Origin of the sequence: Gordonia sp. CPCC 206044 (assembly GCF_048537895.1) — a bacterium.
Classification (GTDB): domain Bacteria; phylum Actinomycetota; class Actinomycetes; order Mycobacteriales; family Mycobacteriaceae; genus Gordonia.
In genome coordinates this window covers 202360-223150 of the sequence record NZ_JBCLVL010000007.1, presented here as the reverse complement: position 1 = coordinate 223150, position 20791 = coordinate 202360, and the positions used below count along the sequence as shown (strand labels likewise).

Annotated in this window: 17 protein-coding genes; 5 read left to right on the top strand and 12 right to left on the bottom strand. The window is 65.8% G+C overall.

The features are described from left to right. Positions 1-60: 60 nt before the first annotated feature. Complete coding sequence (locus tag AAFP35_RS13530) at positions 61-903, bottom strand: 2-amino-3,7-dideoxy-D-threo-hept-6-ulosonate synthase (protein WP_419222141.1); 843 nt, start codon at positions 901-903, stop codon at positions 61-63. Positions 904-1053: 150 nt separating this feature from the next. Beyond that, positions 1054-2250, bottom strand: coding sequence for a 4-hydroxybenzoate 3-monooxygenase (locus tag AAFP35_RS13525; protein ID WP_419222140.1), 1197 nt, complete (start codon positions 2248-2250; stop codon positions 1054-1056). A gap of 333 nt (positions 2251-2583) precedes the next feature. Here AAFP35_RS13525 and pstS point away from each other — a divergent pair, with 333 nt between their 5' ends. The 4 genes from pstS to pstB are packed head-to-tail and all read left to right on the top strand — an operon-like array spanning position 2584 to position 6559. After that, positions 2584-3705, top strand: coding sequence for a phosphate ABC transporter substrate-binding protein PstS (gene pstS, locus AAFP35_RS13520; RefSeq protein ID WP_419222139.1), 1122 nt, complete (start codon positions 2584-2586; stop codon positions 3703-3705). Between the two features lie 27 nt (positions 3706-3732). Continuing rightward, complete coding sequence (pstC, locus tag AAFP35_RS13515) at positions 3733-4827, top strand: phosphate ABC transporter permease subunit PstC (protein WP_419222138.1); 1095 nt, start codon at positions 3733-3735, stop codon at positions 4825-4827. After that, entirely contained in the window at positions 4824-5747 is a 924-nt protein-coding gene (gene pstA / locus AAFP35_RS13510; protein WP_419222137.1) for a phosphate ABC transporter permease PstA, read from the top strand. Before pstC ends, pstA begins: the two co-directional genes overlap by 4 nt. 35 nt (positions 5748-5782) lie before the next feature. Continuing rightward, complete coding sequence (gene pstB / locus AAFP35_RS13505; RefSeq protein WP_419222136.1) at positions 5783-6559, top strand: phosphate ABC transporter ATP-binding protein PstB; 777 nt, start codon at positions 5783-5785, stop codon at positions 6557-6559. 71 nt (positions 6560-6630) lie between these two features. Here the strand turns inward: pstB and AAFP35_RS13500 are convergent, their stop codons facing one another. The 7 genes from AAFP35_RS13500 to AAFP35_RS13470 form a co-directional block, all read right to left on the bottom strand. After that, positions 6631-6834 (bottom strand): hypothetical protein, encoded by a 204-nt coding sequence (locus AAFP35_RS13500; protein ID WP_419222135.1) that lies wholly within the window; start codon positions 6832-6834, stop codon positions 6631-6633. 160 nt (positions 6835-6994) lie between these two features. After that, positions 6995-7657 carry a phosphate signaling complex protein PhoU gene (phoU, locus tag AAFP35_RS13495; RefSeq protein ID WP_419222134.1) on the bottom strand — a complete coding sequence of 221 codons (663 nt, stop codon included), beginning with the start codon at positions 7655-7657 and terminating at the stop codon, positions 6995-6997. A 110-nt stretch (positions 7658-7767) separates the two neighbouring features. Then, positions 7768-9897 carry an LCP family protein gene (locus AAFP35_RS13490; RefSeq protein WP_419222133.1) on the bottom strand — a complete coding sequence of 710 codons (2130 nt, stop codon included), beginning with the start codon at positions 9895-9897 and terminating at the stop codon, positions 7768-7770. A 161-nt stretch (positions 9898-10058) separates the two neighbouring features. After that, positions 10059-11222, bottom strand: coding sequence for a tRNA dihydrouridine synthase DusB (gene dusB / locus AAFP35_RS13485; protein ID WP_419222256.1), 1164 nt, complete (start codon positions 11220-11222; stop codon positions 10059-10061). Positions 11223-11290: 68 nt separating this feature from the next. Then, positions 11291-12283: an acyl-ACP desaturase gene (locus AAFP35_RS13480; RefSeq protein ID WP_419222132.1), complete on the bottom strand. Its 993-nt coding sequence runs from the start codon at positions 12281-12283 to the stop codon at positions 11291-11293. A 192-nt stretch (positions 12284-12475) separates the two neighbouring features. Continuing rightward, positions 12476-12985, bottom strand: a complete 510-nt coding sequence (locus AAFP35_RS13475; RefSeq protein ID WP_419222131.1) for a nuclear transport factor 2 family protein — start codon at positions 12983-12985, stop codon at positions 12476-12478. Positions 12986-13025: 40 nt separating this feature from the next. Next, a complete protein-coding gene (locus tag AAFP35_RS13470; RefSeq protein WP_419222130.1) occupies positions 13026-14429 on the bottom strand; it encodes a glutamate decarboxylase in 1404 nt (467 codons plus the stop codon). 136 nt (positions 14430-14565) lie between these two features. Here AAFP35_RS13470 and AAFP35_RS13465 point away from each other — a divergent pair, with 136 nt between their 5' ends. Next, positions 14566-15966, top strand: a complete 1401-nt coding sequence (locus tag AAFP35_RS13465; RefSeq protein WP_419222129.1) for a WS/DGAT/MGAT family O-acyltransferase — start codon at positions 14566-14568, stop codon at positions 15964-15966. Between the two features lie 72 nt (positions 15967-16038). On the opposite strand, the gene AAFP35_RS13460 is transcribed toward AAFP35_RS13465, so the two are convergent. The 3 genes from AAFP35_RS13460 to AAFP35_RS13450 all read right to left on the bottom strand — a co-directional run bounded on the left by AAFP35_RS13460 (position 16039) and on the right by AAFP35_RS13450 (position 20535). Beyond that, complete coding sequence (locus AAFP35_RS13460; protein ID WP_419222128.1) at positions 16039-18054, bottom strand: NAD(+) synthase; 2016 nt, start codon at positions 18052-18054, stop codon at positions 16039-16041. A gap of 75 nt (positions 18055-18129) precedes the next feature. Beyond that, a complete protein-coding gene (locus AAFP35_RS13455; protein WP_419222127.1) occupies positions 18130-19287 on the bottom strand; it encodes an acyl-CoA dehydrogenase family protein in 1158 nt (385 codons plus the stop codon). Between the two features lie 51 nt (positions 19288-19338). Next, positions 19339-20535, bottom strand: coding sequence for an acyl-CoA dehydrogenase family protein (locus AAFP35_RS13450; RefSeq protein WP_419222126.1), 1197 nt, complete (start codon positions 20533-20535; stop codon positions 19339-19341). Positions 20536-20791: the final 256 nt, after the last annotated feature.

Sequence of the window (20791 nt, the reverse complement as noted above, 5' to 3'; positions counted from 1 at the left end):
GCAAGATGAACTGGGGCTTGTCGGGATACGCCGTGGCGTGGGTCAGGGGAGTCGGTCGGATCAGGCCAACTCGAGTGTCGGTGCCGACGTCAGCGAACGTGGCGGTCCGGTGCCGGCGTGGAGGTGCTCGGCGAGGGCAGCCGCGACACGGTGCGGCTGTTCGGCACCGAAGATCTGCCGACCGAAGCTCAGCCCGGCCACCCGTGACGAGGCGACCTCCAACCCGAACGCGACCGCGTCGTCGTCGCTGTCGGCGACCGGTCCGCCCGCGACCAGGAGGGGGAGGGGGCAGCTGTCGACGACCTCGTTCATCTGTTCGGGGCTGCCTGCATAGTCGAGCTTCACCAGGTCGGCACCGAGGTCGGTCGCGATGGCTGCCAGGTGCGCCAGCGTGCGAACGGAGGTCGCATCGTCGCCGATCTCCGGCCCCCGGGCGTACATCATCGCGAGAAGGGGGACACCGAGGCGACCACACTCGGTGGCCACGTTGCCGAGATCGGCCAGTTGCTGTGGCTCCGAGGCGGATCCGACGTTGACGTGCACGCTGACCGCGTCGGCGCCGAGTCCGAGGCATTCCTCGACCGACCCGACGAGCACCTTGCCGGTGCGGTCGATGCTCAGGTTGGTGCCCGCGGAGAGATGCATGATGAGTCCGAGCGAACCGAACCGCCACGGATCGATGGTGCGGGCCCGCCCCTTGTGCACGATCAGGGCGTCGGCACCGGCTCGGGCGAGGAGTTCGGCGGTGTTGTCGGCGTGGTCGGATGAACCGAGCGGGCCGACGGTCACGGAGTGGTCGATCGGCACGACCAGTGCTCGGCGAGTGGTTGCGGCGAAGATCCGGGAAAGACGAAGCTGCTTACCGGACAAGGAATGTCGGCGTCCACCGAGATTGTCGAACATCAGTCGTCTCCGATCGGTCATCGCCCTCGCAGCGGAGGGCGACGAAGCCGAAAGCTGAGCGTGGACTACGAATGAGGGTAGCCTACCCTTTACATCTCTTCCAACCCGGGGCGTCGCTTCGTCCCGACGCTGATCGGTCGCTTGACCAGGTCATCCGTCGAACCGCCATGGCGTCGGAAACGGTAGTCCGAGGTACACCTCGCCGAGGGCCTGCTGTTCGGACGGGGACTGGGTCCATCGCGTGAGGCGGGCCCGGCGCAGTTCCCAGTCGTAGGGGTCCTCGCCGAATCGGTGCAGCACCGATGTGAGTCGCCAGGAGAACGACTGTGCCTGCCAGATGCGTGGCAACACCGTGTCGGTGTAGGAGGTCAACGCAGAACGATCGCCGGTGCGGTGGCGTCGTCCGAGGGCATACGACAGGGCGCAGGCGTCGGAGATCGCGAGGTTGAGGCCTTTGGCTCCGGTAGGTGGCACGATGTGGGCGGCATCGCCGAGGAGATACAGCGACCCGGTCTGCATCCGGTCGGTGACGACACTGCGCAGAGGGGCGAGGCTCTTCTCGATGATCTCGCCGGTCTCGAGCGGTGGGTGATCGTCGGACTGGCTGCGGCGCCGCAGTTCTCGCCAGATGCGTTCGTCGGTCCAGGCGTCGAGGTCGGTCTCGGCGGGGACCTGGAGGTACTGACGGCTCAACCGGGGGCCGCGCATGCTGTGCACCGACAGGCCGTCGGGATGCGCGCTGTACATGCCCTCCTCGGTGACCGGCCGGGTGTGCGCCAGGATGCCGAGCCATGCGAAGGGGTGGGAGCGCACCAGGATTCGGGTATCGGAGGGCATCATGGTGCGACTCACGCCGTGTGATCCGTCGCAGCCGGCCACCGCCTCGGCCTCGATGCGTCGGCGGCGTCCGTCGACATCGGTGTACTCGACGACGGGGCGGTCGGTGTCGATGTCGGCGATCGTGACGTCGTCGGCGTCGAAGATCAGTGGACGGCCGGTCGCCTTGCGGGCATCGATCAGGTCGGCGACCACCTCGGCCTGGCCGTACACGTAGGCGTGCCTTCCCGAATGTCGGTGGAAGTCGAGGTGATGGGTGGTGCGGTCGAAACGAAGATAGAAACCGTTGTGCACCAGTGCTTCCCGACGGAGCCGCTCGGCCACTCCGATGTCGGTGAGCAGGTCGACGGTGGTCTGTTCGAGAACGCCGGCCCGAACGCGGGAGCGCACATGGGATTCGGACTGCCGCTCGAGGATCACCGAGTCGATGCCCTGTAGATGGAGCATGTGGCCCAGGGCGAGTCCGGCCGGACCCGCACCGATGATCGCGACCTGACAGCGCTCCGTCATGACGGCCCCCTTCGGGAAATGGGCTTGCGGGTGCTCTGTCGCAGCGTTGGTGCCCGTGCAGATCCCGAAGTTCGTATCGGTCCGCCCACCGAAGTGAAGGTAGGCTCACCTCACTATAGGACCACCCGTCGACGGCCCCGCCGCCGGACTGCCGCATATGGCCTGATCGGTCGTCGATGCGCAAGGTGATCTCGCTCGCATGTCCGCCATGCCCCAATTCATCTTCTGTTCACCTCGGCGGAGGGGTCCGTCCACCAGGGCTCCCTAGGGTCAGTGCGACCGGGCGATGTCGCGCTGTCGACACGCCGCTATCTGAGCATGGAGGAAAGTCCGTTGAAACTGAGTCGTTCCGGTGTAGTCGTTGCATCGATGGCGGCCGCGTCCGCACTGGTCCTCGGCGCCTGCAGCAGCAATGCGGACAAGGGGACCGAGAGTGCTGCGCCGGCATCCAAGGTCGCCGACGTGCAGTGTGCGGGTAAGCAGTCGCTGAAGGCGAGCGGCTCGACCGCTCAGGCCAACGCGATGAAGATCTTCTCGACGTCGTTCGCCAAGACCTGCCCCGGCTTCGAGCTCGCCTACGGTGGCGGCGGGTCCGGGCAGGGTGTGTCCGACTTCAACCAGGGATTGACGGACTTCGGCGGGTCGGACTCGCCGCTGAAGGAGTCCGAGATCCCCGCCGCCCAGAAGCGCTGCGCATCCGATGCCTGGCAGCTGCCCCTGGTCTTCGGCCCGATCGCGGTGGCCTACAACGTGCCGGGCGTCGGCGATCTGGCACTCTCGGCGCCGACACTGTCGAAGATCTTCAGCGGCCAGATCAAGAACTGGAACGACCCCGCCATCGCTGCCGAGAACGAGGGCACCACGCTGCCGGACCTGCCCATCTCGGTCATCTACCGTGCCGACAGTTCCGGCACCACCGACAACTTCCAGAAGTACCTGACCGCTGCCGGCGGTTGGGACAAGGGTGAGGGCAAGTCGTTCACCGGCGGTGTCGGCGAGGGCAAGCAGGGCAACCCCGGGGTGGGTGCCGCGGTGAAGCCGACCAATGGCTCGATCGCCTACGTCGAGTGGGCGTACGCGCAGTCCAACTCTTTGTCGATGGCCAAGATCATCACCGATCAGGACAAACAAGGCGTCGCGCTGACCGCAGAGTCCGGCGGCAAGACCATCGAATCGGCCAAGCTGGTGAACGGCGACACCGACCACAACATGGTCATCGACACCTCGTCGTTCTACAAGCCGACCCAGGCCGGGGCGTACCCGATCGTGCTGGCGACCTATTCGATCGTATGCTCGAAGTATGCGGACACCGCGACCGGTGAGGGCGTCAAGACGTTCCTGAAGGTCGCTTCCGATCCGCAGAACCAGGGCCAGGAGTTGACCAACGCCGGGTACATCCCGCTGCCGGCCGACTTCCAGACGAAGCTGCAGGCTTCGATCGACGCCCTCCAGTAACAATCAGCACCTACAGCAATCGAGATCATGTCCGTGGATGACCCCACCGGCGTCGGCCAGGACCGGGCGGATACCCCGCCCGGTCCTGGTCCACAGACCGACGAGCTTGACCAGTATTCGGACCTCACACCCGAGGACCGCGACGAGATCGACGAACAGCTCCACCCCGGACTGAGAAGCACCCGCGGCGAGGTGGGAGACCGGATCTTCTCCTATCTGGCGCGCGGCACCGGTCTGCTCGTCATCATCCTCATCGCAGCCATCGGCGTCTCGCTTCTGGTGGATGCCATCCCGGCGCTCACCAAGAACAACGCGAACTTCCTCTTCTCATCGCAGTGGTCCGTCGACGCGGACAACTTCGCTGACGGCACGGCCGCGTTCGGCGTCTGGGAACTGTTCCGCGCCACCGTCCTGTCGTCGGTGTTCGCCCTCGTCCTCGCGACCCCGATCGCCATCGGCATCGCGGTGTTCCTCGTCGAGTACGCACCCAGCCAGATCTCCCGTCCGCTGGCCGCGGTGATCGATCTGCTCGCCGCGGTGCCGTCGATCATCTTCGGTCTCTGGGGTATCTACATCCTGGCGCCGGTCATCGACCCGTTCGCAGTGTGGCTCAACGACACCTTCGGTTGGTTCTTCCTCTTCGCCCAGGGACACACATCGATCTCGGGCGGCGGCACGATCTTCATCGCAGGCATCGTCCTGGCGATCATGATGCTGCCGATCATCACGTCCATCACACGTGAGGTCCTGCGCCAGACCCCGAGCGGTCAGAAGGAAGCCGCGCAGGCACTGGGAGCGACCAAGTGGGAGGTCATCCGAATGACCTCCTTCCCGTACAGCCGCTCCGGCATCGTCGCGGCCTCGATGCTCGCCCTGGGGCGTGCACTCGGCGAGACCATCGCGGTGATGATCATCCTGAGCACCGCGGTCGGCAAGCTCAAGTGGTCGCTGTTCGAGGGCGGCGACACGTTCGCCTCGAAGATCGCCCGTGACGTCGGCGAGTTCGTCGGCAGCGAGGACGCTGCCGGTGCCTACATCGCCGCCGGTCTGGTCCTGTTCGTCCTGACCTTCGTGGTCAACGCGATCGCCCGCTCGGTCGCCGGTGGAAAGGTGAACGGATGACCGTCACCGTGGAAGAGACCGGTGGACCGGTCAAGAGTTCGGTCACCGCGTTCCGCAACATCTCCCTGGGCCGACGGCTGCGCAACCATTTCGCGATGGTCGTCTTCGCCTGCTGCTTTCTGCTCGGTGTGGTGCCGCTGGTCTGGCTGTTGGGGACGGTCATCGTCAACGGCTTCCCGGCGATCACCGACCCGAACTGGTGGTTCGGCAACGCCTATGCCGTCGACACCACCACGATGTTCGGTGCCGGTATCTCCCAGGCGATCATCGGCTCACTGATCCAGGTCCTCGTCGCGACGGTGATCTCGGTGCCGATCGCGGTGATGACGGCGATCATGCTGGTGGAGTACCCGACCACCAAGTTGGCCAAGCCGGTCAGCTTCATGGTCGACATCCTGGCCGGTGTGCCGTCGATCGTCGCGACGATGTTCATCTTCACCGTGTTCGTCATCGGCCTCGGCTTCGGTCAGAGTGCGTTCATGGTGAGTCTCGCGCTGATCCTGCTGATGGTCCCGGTGGTGGTGCGTTCCACCGAGGAGATGCTCAAGCTCGTTCCCGACGAACTGCGTGAGGCCTCGTATGCGCTGGGCATCGCGAAATGGAAGACCATTCTGCGCATCGTGATCCCGACCGCATTGTCGGGCATGCTCTCGGGCATCTTCCTCGCGATCGCACGTGTGATGGGTGAGACGGCACCGGTGCTGATCCTCGCCGGACCCGCCAGTTCGCAGGTCAAGACCAATCCGTTCGAGGGCGGGATGAACTCGCTGCCGCTGTTCATCAAGGACATGTGGGCGGCCAGCCAGCCGGCGTCGTCGTTCTACTACTGGGGCGCGGCCCTGACGCTGATCATCATCATCGCGGTGCTCAACATCCTGGCCGCGTTGCTGTCGAAGTTCCTGGCCCCGAAGACCAAATAAGCCCGCACGATCACCAGCCAGCAAAGGTAAGACCCATGGCCAAGCGCCTCGACATCAAAGACCTGAACGTCTACTACTCGAAGTTCCACGCCGTCAAAGACGTGACACTCGGCGTCTCGCCGCGGAGCATCACCGCCTTCATCGGGCCGTCGGGCTGCGGCAAGTCCACGGTCCTGCGCACCCTCAACCGCATGCACGAGGAGATCCCGGGTGCCTACGTGGTGGGCAACGTGCTGCTCGACGGCGAGGACATCTACGCCAAGGGGATCAACCCCACCAGCGTGCGGGCCACCATCGGAATGGTGTTCCAGCGTCCGAACCCGTTCCCCACCATGTCGATTCGTGACAACGTGGTGGCCGGTCTGAAACTCCAGGGCATTCGCAACAAGACGCAGCTCAACGAGGTGTGTGAGCGCAGCCTCCGCGGTGCCAACCTCTGGGAGGAGGTCAAGGACCGTCTCGACAAGCCGGGCGGCGGCCTGTCCGGTGGCCAGCAGCAGCGACTGTGCATCGCCCGCGCCATCGCGGTGTCGCCGGACGTGCTGCTGATGGACGAGCCGTGCTCGGCCCTCGACCCCATCTCGACATTGGCGATCGAGGACCTGATGCAGGAGCTCAAGAAGGACTACACAATCGTCATCGTCACACACAACATGCAGCAGGCGGCCCGTGTGAGCGATCAGACCGCCTTCTTCAACCTCGAGGGTGTCGGGCAGCCGGGACAGTTGGTGGAGATCAGCGATACCGAGACGATGTTCTCGAACCCGACCAAGCAGGAGACCGAGGACTACATCTCCGGCCGCTTCGGCTGATCGTCCGACACCACGAACGCGCCTGACCGAATAGAACGCCGCGAACCGAATCCGGTTCGCGGCGTTTGTCGTCACATGCTCGCGACGAGGATGATCAGCAGCGCGATCAGGACGAGCGTGACGCCGCCGTACGTCAGGATCTGTCGACGATGTGCGGCCCTGGCGGCCGCCTCGGAGACCTCGGGGTCGTGGTCCGGAACCATCTGGAAATCGCCGCTCGCGGGAGCGCCGACGCGGAGCTGGAAGTCTGATTCCGCCGGATGATGGTGGGCCATTCGGCCACCCTAACGCCGCCTCCGGCGGCCCACGAAATCTGTACGGGCGCCACGTGAGGATCATTTCGGCGCCTCGGTGACGGTGACCTGAATCACTCAGGCCCGACCCGGGGAGAATCCGGGTCGGGCCTGAGGACTCGAGATGTCCGGGGAGGGGAGGTCAGGACACCTCGAGGAACTGCTCGGGCGTCTGCCCGGTGGCCTGGAACACGACTCGACGGCCGATGAGGACCGCGTGGTCGGCGAAGCGCTCGTAGTAGCGGCCCAGCAGCGTCACGTCGACGGCCGCTGCGACACCGTGGGTCCAGTTGCGGTCCATCAGGACGGTGAACAGATGGCGGTGCAGGTCGTCCATCGCATCGTCGTCCTCCTGCAGACGGATCGCGTCCTTCGGATTCTGCGTGGTCAGCACCTCGCGCGCGGTCGCGGCCAGTTGCACGGCGAGTCGACCCATCTCCGCGAAGTACCCGTTGACCTCCTCGGGGAGTGCCTTGGCCGGGTGTCGACGGCGCGCGACCTTGGCGACGTGCAGGGCGAGCGCACCCATCCGATCGACATCGGCGACGATCTGGAAGGCGCTGACCACGCCGCGGAGGTCACCTGCGACCGGCGCCTGCAGTGCGAGCAGGGCGAAGGCCTGCTCTTCGGCGCGCGAGGAGAGCGCACTCATGCGATCGTTGTCGCTGATGACCTCCTCGGCGATGGCGAGATCGGCCTGCAGCAGGGCCTGGGTGGCCCGGGCCATGGCCGCGCCGGCGAGATCGCACATCTCACCGAGGATGGAATTGAGCGCGTCGAGCTGCTCCTGGTAGGCGGTACGCATACCGTCCAGGATACGTGGCCTGGCCACCCAACCCGGATTGGCCGCGGTGAACAGCCTGTGAACGGATGGTGCTTTCCGTCTGGTTTGTCCGATCCGGACGTCGTCGCAGGTCAGGAGCAGGTGGTGTCACCCGCGTTGGTGACCGCGAGATCGTTGGGCAATGCCGACGAACTGGTCGACGCGGGCAGCTGGGACACCGAGAGCGTGGCGCCGACATCGGGCGTGGACCCGATCGAACCGTCGTAGTCGCGGCCCACGATCACCTCGACGCCGGACTTCACCGTGCGGTCTAGCTGGATCGATGCGCCGGGGAACATCTCGGCCAGTGTGGCTGCCGAATCCTGCTCGCCCACGCCGTAGCGGATCACCGTGTCGTCGCGGTTCTCCGAGGCATCGCCGACGCCACGCACGTCGAAGCCGAGCGGCACCAACTGGTCGGAGACCTGGGCAGCAATCCCGCTGCTGCCGCTCCCGTTGAGGACGCGGACGCCGACGTTGCCGGGGGACTGCGCGGTGGCCGACACCCGGCTCGGCGTCGCGGGTGAACTGCTGGAGCCCGCCGCGCTGCTGGATGAGGACGACGACTTCTTGCTCGACGACCCGGCGGCCTTCTGCTTGGCCTTCTCACCGGGCAACTGCTGGTCGTCGATGATCGCGTTGAAGATGTTGTCGATGTCGTCGGTGCGGGGGATCTCGTTGTTGAGCCCGTCGGTCGAGGTCCCCGACGTCGGGATGGTCAGGAACGTGACCCGGCCGGCCTCGATACCCTGCATCGACTCCGCGAGTCTGAGCAGTGACTGGGTGTCGACGCCGTCGACGAAGCTGTACTGGATGAAGGTGTTGACGATGCTGTTCAGCTTGTTCGGGTTGGACAACACGTTGCCCGACAGCGTCGAACGCAGCAGCGACGACATGAAGAGCTGCTGGCGCTTGATTCGGCCGTAGTCGCCGTTGCCCTCCGAAGCGATGTTGCGGGCCCGCACGTAGTTCAGCGCGCGTTTGCCGGTGAGCTTCTGCGTGCCCCCCTTACGCAGCACCTGTCCGAGTTCGTAGTCGTAGAGCGGCGTGGGAGAACAGACCTGCACCCCGCCGACGGCCTTCACGACCTTCTCGAAGCCGACGAAGTCCATGGCGATGAAGTGGTTGATGTTCAGCCCGCTCATCTGGGTGATCATCGAGACGAGGCACTTCGGTCCGCCGTCGGCGTAGACGCTGTTGAGCTTGACCCCGGACGCTCCCGGCAGGTCGGTTCCGTAACTGCCCTTGGCGTTGTCCCAGGTCTGGCAATCCGGTCGGTCGACCTGCAGGTCACGCGGGAACGAGACCGCGACGACGCGGCTGCGATTGGCCGGGATGTTGACCAGGATGACGGTGTCCGACCGCGCGCCCTCGGCGTCGGCGGTGGTACCCGCACCCACCTTGGAGTTCTGGCCCGAGCGGGTGTCGGTGCCGACGATGAGGTAGTTCTCGTCGCCGTACTGCGCATCCTTCTTGCGGATGTTGGAGTCTTCCGGGTTGACCGCGTTGATGGTCTTCCAGTTCCCGTCCCAGGACTGCAGATATCCCCACACGAATCCGGTGCCGACGAGTGCCATCACGCAGGCGACCGCGACCAGGACACGCCCGCCGACGGTGGCGTTGCGGGTCAGATTGCGGCGGCGCTCCTGCGGCCCCGGCACATGCAGCGGCCGCGAGCGGGGCGGGATCGTGTCGGAGAGGTCGGGTGTGCGCTGCAGCGGCGGCGCCGACGGGTCGGTCGTGGTCGGGATCGGGCCGGTGCCCGGCGCCTGGCCACGCGACTCCTCGGTGGCCCGCGCCCGCGTGGCGTCGTCGGAGAGGTCCACCCCGACGTCGCCAATCGGTGCGCCGGGGCGGACCGTCGGGATCTTCTGGGTGACGTCGTTACCGCCGGGGAATGCCTGCAGGTCGTCGAGTCGATGAACCGCGGTGGGGTTCTCGTCGGCGGGAGGCTGCCCAGCCGGCTGTGCGCCGGTGCCGGGGTCACCGGCATTCATCTGTTCCATCAGCTCACGGACGGTGAGCCGGGTGCGGCCTCGGACGTAGCGGTCGCTGGCGCGCGGTTCGTGCAGCGAGCCGTGCGCCGGGATGTCGTTGGGGCGGGCTTCGCCGTAGCGCTCCCTGAAGTCGTTGGCGCCGCCGGAGCGGCCCGCACGCCGACTCCGACGGGGCTTTCCGCCCTCGTCGGGCGGGTTGCCCGGTCCGGATGTCCTACGACTCAACTGCTGATCCCCTTGACCCAAGAACGTGTGCAGCGCCGCGCGTTTGGGCTGCCGCGGCGCACCATGACAGGGCCCCGCAGGTCGCGGGGCCTTCGGGACATATTACTGATCGCACCTGAGAAGATGTCTCAGCCACTGCGTGGCCGGTGAAGAATTCGAGGTCAGCCGCCGGAATGCATGATCTCGGCGCCCACGGGGACGACGTCCTCGTCGGGGTCGTCGAGCCATCCTTCGGGCAGTGCGACCTTGGCCGGTGAACCCTGCCGACCGCGCGGGCCGTGACCGTCCTCGGGAAACGCGGCGTCGGCGGGCAGGCTGTGCACCAGTTCGCCCAGCTCATCGAGGGTGCTGACCAGGGCGAGTCGATTCCGCAGATCCGAACCGGCCGGGAACCCACGCAGGTACCAGGCGACATGCTTGCGCATCTCACGCATGCCCTTGTTCTCACCGTGATGGTCGGCGAGGAGTTGGCCGTGCCGGACGATGATTTCCGCCACACCGCCGAGATTCGGCGGGGGTGGCGGCTCGAGACCGTTCAGTTCGGCCGACAGCTCGGCGAACAACCAGGGCCGGCCCAGGCAGCCGCGGCCGATCACGACGCCGTCGCAGCCGGTGCGACGCATCATCTCCACGGCGTCGGCGGGTTCGAAGATGTCTCCGTTGCCGAGCACCGGGACATCGGTCACGTGCTCCTTGAGTCGGGCGATCTCGTCCCAGTCGGCGGTGCCCGAGTATCGCTGCGATGCGGTGCGGGCATGCAGGGCAACCGCCTGTGCGCCCTCCTCGGCAGCGATGCGCCCGGCGTCGAGGTGTGTGTGGTGGTCGTCGTCGATGCCGATGCGGAACTTCACCGTGACCGGGATGTCGGTGCCTTCGGTGGCCTTGACGGCGGCTGCGACGATACGCCGGAAAAGCTTGCGCTTGAAGGGAATTGCCGAACCGCCGCCCTTGCGGGTCACCTTGGGGACCGGGCAGCCGAAGTTCATGTCGATGTGGTCGGCGAGGTCCTCGTCGACGATCATCTTGGCGGCCGCGTAGGTGTTCTCGGGGTCGACGGTGTAGAGCTGCATCGACCGCGGGTTCTCGTCGGGCCCGAAGGTGGTCATGTGCATGGTGACCGGGTGCCGCTCGACGAGCGCACGGGCGGTGACCATCTCGCACACGTACAGTCCGGAGACCGTGCCGGTGCGGGCCAGTTCGAGCTCGCGACACAGGGTGCGGAAGGCGACGTTGGTGACACCGGCCATCGGGGCGAGGACCACCGGGCTGGCGAGTTCGAACGGGCCGATGCGCAAGGCGCGCTTGGCGATTCCCGAGGCCTGCAGCGCAGACGCCGAACCGGCGCCCTCGGTTGGTGCTGAGGACGCCGGTCGGCTGGTGTCGAGTGTGGTGCTCAGGATGCCCGCTGCTCTCGCTTCTTGGCTTCGCGGGCGAGCGAACGGTCGCGCATCTCCTCGAAGCGGATGGTGTCCTTCTCGAGCTGCTCGAGGAAGGCGGCCAGCTCTTCGCGGGTCCGCTCGCCTTCGCTGCTGAAATCGTCGCGCTCGAAGACCTTCCACTTGCGCAGCACCGGCATGATGACCTCCTCGAGGTGCTGACGGAGGTCGTAGATGCCGTGCTTGGCCATCAGGACGCCGTTGCGACGGAAGTTCGGCATACCGGCGCCCGGCATCTGGAAGTTGGTGACGATGTCGGTCACCGCACGCAGCGTCTGGTCGGGGCTGATGTCCATGCCCGCGCCGCAGATGTTGCGGTAGAAGATCATGTGCAGGTTCTCGTCTGCGGCGATGCGCTGCAGCATCCGGTCGGCGATCGGGTCGTTGCACGCCTTGCCGGTGTTGCGATGGCTGACACGGGTGGCCAGCTCCTGGAAGGTGACGTAGGCGACGGAGTGCAGGATGCCCAGTTCGTCGGCGTGCTCTTCGAGTTCCTCGACGCGTCCGGCGGCGGCGAGCATCGGGTCGTAGCCATTGGTCATGTGGATCATCCGCGCCTCTTCGAGGGCGACCGGGTCCACGCCGCGGGTCACCACGAGGTAGTCGCGCATCACGATGCCGTGGCGGTTCTCCTCGGCGGTCCAGCGGCCCACCCAGTGGCCCCACGCCGAATCCATCGAGAAGTTCTCGGCAATGACCCGGTGATAGGAGGGCAGGTTGTCCTCGGTGAGCAGGTTGGTGACCATCGCCGCCTTGGCGACCTCGTCGAGTCGCGACTGTTCCGGATCCCAGTCGGAACCGCCGAGTGCCGCGTAGTTCTTGCCCTCGTCCCACGGCACATAGTCGTGCGGATTCCAGTCCTTGGCGGTCTTCAGGTGGCGATTGACGTTGTCCTCGGCGACGGGCGCAAGCTCTTTGAGGAGCTCGAGTTGGGTCAGCTCGCGTGCCATTTGTGTTCCTCCGAACGGTGCTCGGCATGTCATGCCGGTCGGGACGATGGGCGGTGTCCGGCATGGATGATCAGTGGTCCAGCGTACGGCACTCGGGGGAATCGACCCAAGCCCGTACCTACGGAATCGTAACCGTGACGTTCTCCCGTTACGTCCTCGACGGGTGTCGTCGGTCACCGTGTTCGTGCGGCATCAGCGCCGGGTGAACATCGCCCCCGTGGTCTCCATCCATCGGGCCGCAGCATCATCAAGGCTACCCAGTGACGCGGCCTTCTGACACCACTTCATGGCGGCCTGCCCGAACTCCAGGGGGTTGTAGACGTCTTCTTCGCACTGCCACAGCCCGTCGCCCGCATAGGTGAGGATGGTGAGATTCGTGGCGGTGATGAGCGATCCGTCGCCGGGATCGCGCATCGGGTTGTCGACTTCGCAGATCACGCGGCCGGTCGGGGCGTCGACGACGTGCCACAGCGACGGGAACGCGGTCATGTGGCTGCCCGGGAAGGTCGTCATCGTCTTCCAGATCCAGGCGCGGATCTCGTCACGGCCGGACATCGTGCCCAGTGCGTGCTCGATGTAGTCGGCGTCGACGGTGAACATGTCGGCGTATCGGTCCCAGTCGCGACTGACGGCGATCTCGGCGACGGTGCGCTGGAAGTCGGCGAAGGCCGTGTCGAGTTCGGCGTGTGTGAAGGTGCTCATCGAGAGCAGAGCCTACTAGAACAAGTTCTAGTTCTGCGGCTCAATGGTGGAACGCGTCGGTCACCCGTGGCGCGGGCATCGGACCGTCGAGACTGTCCAGATACTCGACGCACTCACGCAGGTCGCGGATGAGGTTGGCGGCCAGATCGTGCGAGAGGCCGTTACGCACCACGATCCGCTGGACGATCTGGTCGCCCAGGTTGTCGGGCAGCGGGTAGGCGGGGACCAGCCAGCCGTGTTCGCGCAGCTGTGCCGACAGGTGATAGAGATTCCAGTTGTCGGTGTGCCCCGGGGTCAGCTGCCAGGCGAAGACCGGGATGTCGGTGCCGGCGCTGCGCAGGGTGAACTGCTTCATCGCGCCGATCTTCGACGACAGATATGTGGCGACGTCCTGACAGTTCTGTTGGACCGCGCGATAACCCTCGAAGCCCAGCCGCAGGAATTGGTAGTACTGCAGCAGCACCTGCGCGCCCGGTCGGGAGAAGTTGAGCGCAAAGGTCGGCATGTTGCCGCCGAGATAACTGACCCGGAACACCAGGCTTTCCGGCAGCAACGCGGCGTCACGCCACACCACCCAACCGATCCCCGGGTAGACGAGTCCGTACTTGTGGCCGGACATGTTGATCGACGCGACCCGCGGCACCCGGAAATCCCAGTCGAGATCGGGCTGCAGGAACGGCGCGATGGCCGCGCCCGACGCGCCGTCGATGTGGATCGGGATGTCGAGACCGGTCTTGCTCTGGACCTCGTCGAGGGCCGCGGCGATCTCGGTGACCGGTTCGTAGGCGCCCGTGTAGGTGACACCCATGATCGCCACGACACCGATCGTGTTCTCGTCGACATAGGACGCCAGGTCGTGTCCGTCGAGAACCGGATGCTCCTCGGTGACCGGCACATAGCGGGGCTCGATCTCGAAATAGTTGCAGAACTTCTCCCAGCAGACCTGCACCGCAGACGACATGATCAGGTTCGGGGTTCCGACGGTGCCGCCGTCGGCCTTGCGTCGCTCGGCCCATCGGCGTTTGAGCGCGAGTCCGCCGAGCATCGCGGCCTCCGACGAACCGATCGTCGACGTACCGATCGCCGAGGTCGGGTCCGGCGCATTCCACAGGTCGGCAAGTATTGTCCAGCAACGGGTCTCGATGGCAGCCGTCTGCGGGTACTCGTCCTTGTCGATCATGTTCTTGTCGGCGGCCTCCAGATAGAGGCGGTTGGCATGATCGTCCATCCAGGTGCCGACGAAGGTGGCGAGATTCTGCCGGGCGTTGCCGTCGAGCATCATCTCGTCGCGCACGATCTGATAGGCCGTCTCGGGCAGCGACGGTTGCGCAGGCATCTCGAAGCGGGGGAAATCGCTGGCCTCACCCGGACGGGTGAACACCGGGTTCGCACTGACCGGAACACCGGCCACATCACGTCGATCCACGTTCAGGTGGTGGTGCATGTGGGCCAACGTACGCCGATCGGCCCGACGCGCCTCATCCTTCCGGCATGATTGTGGCAAGGGTGCCGACGGGGGAACGGGCATCCGCTGGGTGACGTCCGCCGGAGGCGGCGGCGGGAACGAGATTGGTGGCGCAATGCAGCGGCTCAGTGGACTCGACGCATCTTTTCTGTACCTGGAGACGCGCTCGCAACTCATGCACGTGATCGGGATCCTCGAGATCGATCCGAGCACCGTGCCGGGCGGATACACCTTCACCAAACTGCGTGACGAACTCGAACGCCGGATCGCGGGCATGCCGGCATTCCGTCGCAAACTCGACAATTCACTGCTCAACATCGACCACCCGGTGTGGATCGAGGACGACGATTTCGACATCCAGCGTCACGTCCACCGCGTGGCCGTACCGGCGCCCGGGGGCGAGGCCGAGATGGCCGACCTGTGCGGCCATCTGGCGGGACAGACCCTCGACCGGGGCAAACCGCTCTGGGAATTGTGGGTCATCGAGGGCATGGCCGACGGCAAGGTCGCGGCCATGCTGCGCATCCATCACGCGGGCGTCGACGGGGTGACGAGCGCCGAGCTGCTCGCCCAGATGTGCACGCTCACACCCGAGGCGCCCGATCTCGACCCGGACCGGGTCCAGGAGACCGCGGGCGGATCGTCGCGGACGACGATGGCCGTCACCGGCGCCGTCAACTATCTGATCCAGCGCCCGATCGCCCTGGCGCGGTTGATCCCCGACACCGTCCGCGTGCCGATCGGCTGGCTGCAGCGATCACGGGCCGACACTGCGATGCCCGCACCGTTCCAGGCGCCGCGGACGCGATTCAACGCTCCGATCAGTCCGCACCGTTCCATCGCGCTCACTCAGTTGTCGCTCGACGACATCAAGCGCGTCAAGAACCGCTTCGGGGTCAAGATCAACGACGTGGTGCTGGCGATGACCGGCGGTGCGTTGCGCTCCTACCTGATCGAACACGACGAACTCCCGGAACAACCGCTGGTCGGCATGGTCCCGGTGTCTGTGCACGGAGCCGACGAGAGCGCACTGGTCACCGGCGGCACCAACAAGGTGACCGGGATGTTCACCCTGCTGCCCACCGATCTCGCCGATCCCGTGGAGCGAGTGGAGACGGCAGCCGAACTGGCCCGCAAGTCCAAGGCGCATCACGCCGACATCGACGCCAACATGTTGCGCGCCTGGGCGCAGTTCGCCCCGGGCACCACCATGGCCACCATGATGAAGGTCTACGGCGACAAGCGGTTGTCGCTGCGGCACCCACCGATCTTCAACGCGCTCATCTCCAATGTCGCCGGACCCGACTTCCCGATGTACTTCCTCGGTGCACGGGTCACCGCCGTCTACCCGCTCGGCCCGATCTTCCACGGCCTGGGCCTCAACATCACGGTGTTCTCCGCCGACGGTCACCTCAACGTCGGCATCCTCTCGTGCACCGACCAAGCGCCCGACGTGTGGGCCATCGCACGTGCCTTCGACGAAGAACTCAAACAACTACTCGAGGCGTGCGACTAGGGCGATTGTCGTTCGCGTGCGTCATCGGTTGCTCTCGGCGGCCGTGTCTCGTGTGGGGGTGAGCTGCGGGCGTCAGAGTGCGTCGAGCCAGGTTCGTGCGCTCGCGTCCGAGGGGGAGCGCCAGTCGCCGCGGGGCGATAGTGAACCGCCGGAACCGACCTTGGGGCCGTTGGGCATCGCCGAGCGTTTGAACTGACTGCTCATGAAGCGTTTCAGGAACACGCCGAGCCAACTCTCGATGGTGGCTCGGTCGTACTGGTTGCGACGCTGCACGGTGATGAGATCCGACCACGCGCCGCGATCGCGGTCGCCCCACGCGAACGATGCTAGGTAGGCGATCTTGGCGGGGCGGTGACCGAACCGGGTCAGGTGGTACAGGAAGAAGTCGTGCAGCTCGTACGGGCCGACGGTGCCCTCGGTGCTCTGGACCTCCCCATCGTCGCCTGCCGGGACCAATTCGGGGGAGATGACGTCGTCGAGGATCTCCGCGAGAACGTCGGTGGTCTCCTGCGAGTACGCGCTGGTGGAGATCATCCAGCGGATCAGATGCTGGATCAGGGTCTTCGGCACCGACGAGTTCACGTTGTAGTGCGACATCTGGTCACCGACACCGTAGGTGCACCAACCCAGCGCGAGTTCCGACAGGTCGCCGGTACCCAACACGATGCCGCCATGGTGGTTGGCCAATCGGAACAGGTGAGATGTCCGTTCCCCGGCCTGCACGTTCTCGAAGGTGACGTCGTAGACCTTCTCGCCACGGGAATACGGGTGGTCGAGATCGGCGAGCATCTGCTCGCAGGAAGGTCGGATGTCGAGTTCGGTACCCGACACCCCGAGCGAGTCCATCAGGATGTGCGCACGGCGCAATGTGGCTGTGCCGGTGGCGAATCCGGGCATCGTGTAGGCGAGGATGTTCTCGCGGGGCAGCCCGAGGCGGTCGAACGTGTCGACGGCGACGAGCAGTGCGAGAGTGGAGTCGAGGCCGCCGGACACTCCGATGACGATCTTGTCGATACCGGTGGAGCGCAGCCGCGCGGCCAGGCCCTGCACCTGGATGTTGCCGACCTCGCGGCATCGGATGTCACGGTCGGCGGCGTCGGCGGGCACGAACGGGAACCGGGGCACCCGACGCCGCAGCTCGTCGTCCACGTTGTCGGTGTGGCCGAGGTGGAACCGGATGCGGCGCAGCGGCTTCAGGTCATCGGCGAAGTCTCCGACCTGATCGCGCAGACTGATCATGCGGGTACGTTCGGAACGCAGCCGGTCGAGGTCGATGTCCGCGGTGATCGTCTGCTCGGTCATCGTGAACGGATCGGTCCGTGCGAGCAGCGTGCCGTTCTCGGTGATGAGGGCATCGCCGTCCCACGCGAGGTCGGTCGTGGACTCGCCGAATCCCGCGGCGACGTAGATGTGTGCGGCGACGCAGCGTGCGGAATGGCTGGTGCACAAGGATTTCCGATATGACTCCTTGCCGACCGTGACCGGGCTACCGGACAGGTTGACCAGCATCGTGGCGCCCGCCAACGAGGCCCACGTGCTCGGCGGGATCGGCACCCAGCCGTCCTCGCAGATCTCCACGTGCACCCGGAAATCAGGCAGGTCGACGGCCTCGAAGATCAGGTCGGGACCGAACGGGACCTCGGTGCCCAGCACCGTCGCCGTGGTCACCGCGGCATCGCGGGCGGCGGCGAAGTAGCGCTGCTCGTAGAACTCGCGGTAGTTGGGCAGATACGACTTGGGCACCACGCCCAGGACCTCGCCGTCGTGGACCACGGCGGCGCAGTTGTACAGACCGTCGCCCACCACGAGCGGCAGGCCGACCGCGACCAGGGGCCGTAACCCCTTGCTGGCCTCGACGATGCTCTGCAGCCCGATGAGGCATGCGTCGAGCAGGGCATCCTGCTGGACCAGATCGTCGATGCTGTAGCCGCACAATCCGAGTTCCGGGAACACGACGAGGGCGGCCCCGTCGTCGGCGGCCCGGCGGAGCAGCTCGATCGTGCGTTCGGCGTTGCGGACCGGGTCCGCGATCGAGACGACCGGGACGGCCCCGGTGACGCGTGCAAACCCATGCTGGTAAATCGACACGCCTCCGAGCCTATTACGCCTCGGTCTCGCGGCGTTGCCGTCCGCACCGGTCCGTCACCGCGCCGCGGGGGCGCGCTAGAGTCCCAGATCCTTCGCGATGATCGTCTTCATCACCTCGTTGGTCCCGCCGTAGATGCGCGAGACCCGGGTGTCGGCGTACAAGCGCGCGATGGGGTATTCGAGGATGTAGCCGTAGCCGCCGTGTAACTGCAGGCACTTGTCGATGACCCGCCCGGCCGTCTCGGTGGCGAACAGCTTCACGCGGGCGGCATCAGGCACGGTCAGCTCACCGGCGTTGTGCAACTCGAGTGCGCGGTCGACGAACTGCCGGATGGCCTCCACGTCCGCCGAACACTCGGCGAGAACGAACTTGGTGTTCTGAAACGAGGCCACCGGCTTGCCGAACACGTCGCGTTCCCTCGTGTAGGCAAGCGCGTGCTGCACTGCGGCGGCCGCGGTCGCCGAGGCGCCGATCGCGATCGTCAGACGCTCCTGCGCGAGGTTGTGGGTGAGGTAGGAGAACCCGGCGCCCTCGTCACCGAGACGGTCGGTGACGGGCACCTTGACCGAGCTGAACGACAATTCCGCCGTGTCGGACGCCTTGAGTCCGATTTTCTCGAGCTTGCGTCCGACGGCGAAACCCTCTGATGCGGTGTCGACGACGAGGATCGACAGCCCGGCCCGTCGATCGGCGGCGTCGTACGGTGCGGTCCGGCAGACCACCAGGACCCGGTCGGCCAGCGCGCCGCCGGTGATGAAGGTCTTGGCGCCGTCGAGCACGTAATGGCTGCCGTCCTCGGACAACTTGGCGGTGGTGGCGATGTTCGCCAGGTCGGAGCCGGTGCCCGGCTCGGTCATGGCGATGGCGAACATGATGTCACCGGAACAGAATCCGGGCAGCCAGCGCTGTTTCTGCTCCTCGGTGGCGTGCTCCATCAGATAGGGGAGGATCAGGTTCGAGTGCACCGAGTAGCTGCCGAACGTCACGCCGGCCGCGGACGTCTCTTCCGCGATGACCAGCGAATACGTGAAATCGGTTACGCCGCCGCCACCGTACTGCTCGGGCGCCTCGATCCCGAGAACACCGAGTTCGCCGAGCCGGTTGTAGAACTCACGTGGCGGATGACCCTGCTTCTCCCATTCGTGGTACTGGGGCGACACCTCTTTGGCGATGAAGTCCCGGATGGTCGTGCGGAAGGCCTCGTGATCGTCGGTGAACACGGTGCGCTGCATGGTTTTTCTCCCTGTGTCGGTGGCGGTGTCGTTGTCTCGACGACCGGCAGATCAGTTCTCGCGGTACTCGCGCAGGAGACCCTTGCTGATGATCTGTTTCTGGATCTCGCTGGTGCCCTCACCGATCAGCAGGAACGGTGCCTCGCGCATCAGGCGTTCGATCTCGAATTCCTTGGAGTAGCCGTAGCCACCGTGGATGCGGAAGCTGGCCTGGGTGACCTCGGCGCAGTATTCGCTGCACAGGTACTTCGACATACCTGCGGCGACGTCGTTGCGCTCGCCGGAATCCTTGAGACGCGCCGCGTTGACCATCATCAGGTGAGCGGCCTCCACCTTGGTTGCCATCTCGGCGAGGCTGAACGCCACCGCCTGATGCTCGGCGATCGGCTTGCCGAACGTGGTGCGCTGCTGGGCATATCGGACGGCGAGCTCGAACGCCCGCTGGGCGATTCCGCAGGCGCGCGCCGACACGTTGACGCGGCCCACCTCGACACCGTCCATCATCTGGCCGAAGCCGAATCCGGGTGTGCCGCCGAGTATGTCGTCGGCCGAGGAGCGATAGCCGTCGAAGATGAGCTCGGTGGTGTCGATACCCTTGTAGCCCATCTTGTCGATCTTGCCCGGAATGGTCACGCCCGGAACGACTTCACCGAAACCCGCAGGCTTCTCCACGAGGAAGGTGGTGAGGTTCTTGTGCGGCTTCTCGTGGCCTTCCTCGGTGCGCACCAGTGCCGCGACGAGCGTCGACGTGGCGCCGTTGGTGAGCCACATCTTCTGGCCGTTGATGGTGTAGCCGCCGTCGGCGTCACGCTTGGCGGTGGTCTTGATGGCGGCGACGTCGGAGCCGAGTTCGGGTTCGGACATCGAGAACGCGCCACGGACCTCACCGGTTGCCATACGCGGCAGGAAGCGCTTCTTCTGTTCGTCGGTGCCGTGCTGACGGAGCATGTAGGCGACGATGAAGTGGGTGTTGATGACGCCGGACACGCTCATCCAGCCGCGAGCGAGTTCCTCGACGCACAGTGCGTAGGTGAGCAGTGACTCGCCGAGCCCGCCGTACTCCTCGGGGATCATCAGGCCGAACAGTCCCATCTCGCGCATACCGTCGACGATCTCCGTCGGATAGGTGTCGGAGTGCTCGAGTTCCTGGGCGTTCGGGATGATCTGTTTGTCGACGAACGCGCGAACGTTCGCCAGGATCTCGGTCTGGATCTCGGTCAGACCGAGAGTCTGTGCGAGGCGGGTCATGGGGCCTCTCTCGTCGGAAGTCGGTGTGCGCCCGCAGGGGAGCACGAACGGTGTCGAGGTGAACACTCCCAGCATGCCGCGCGCGGGGCCGCGACGGAACGACACGATCGACTAATGCTGCGATAGCGCCAGCCAATGATGTGAGGTGGCATCACCCACCCCGACGATGCATAGGTAAACGCAGTCTGTCGATTCGCGTATCGGGCATTGCTCGCGTTCGCGGCGCGACGTTCAATCGAACGCGTGTGATCCAGGG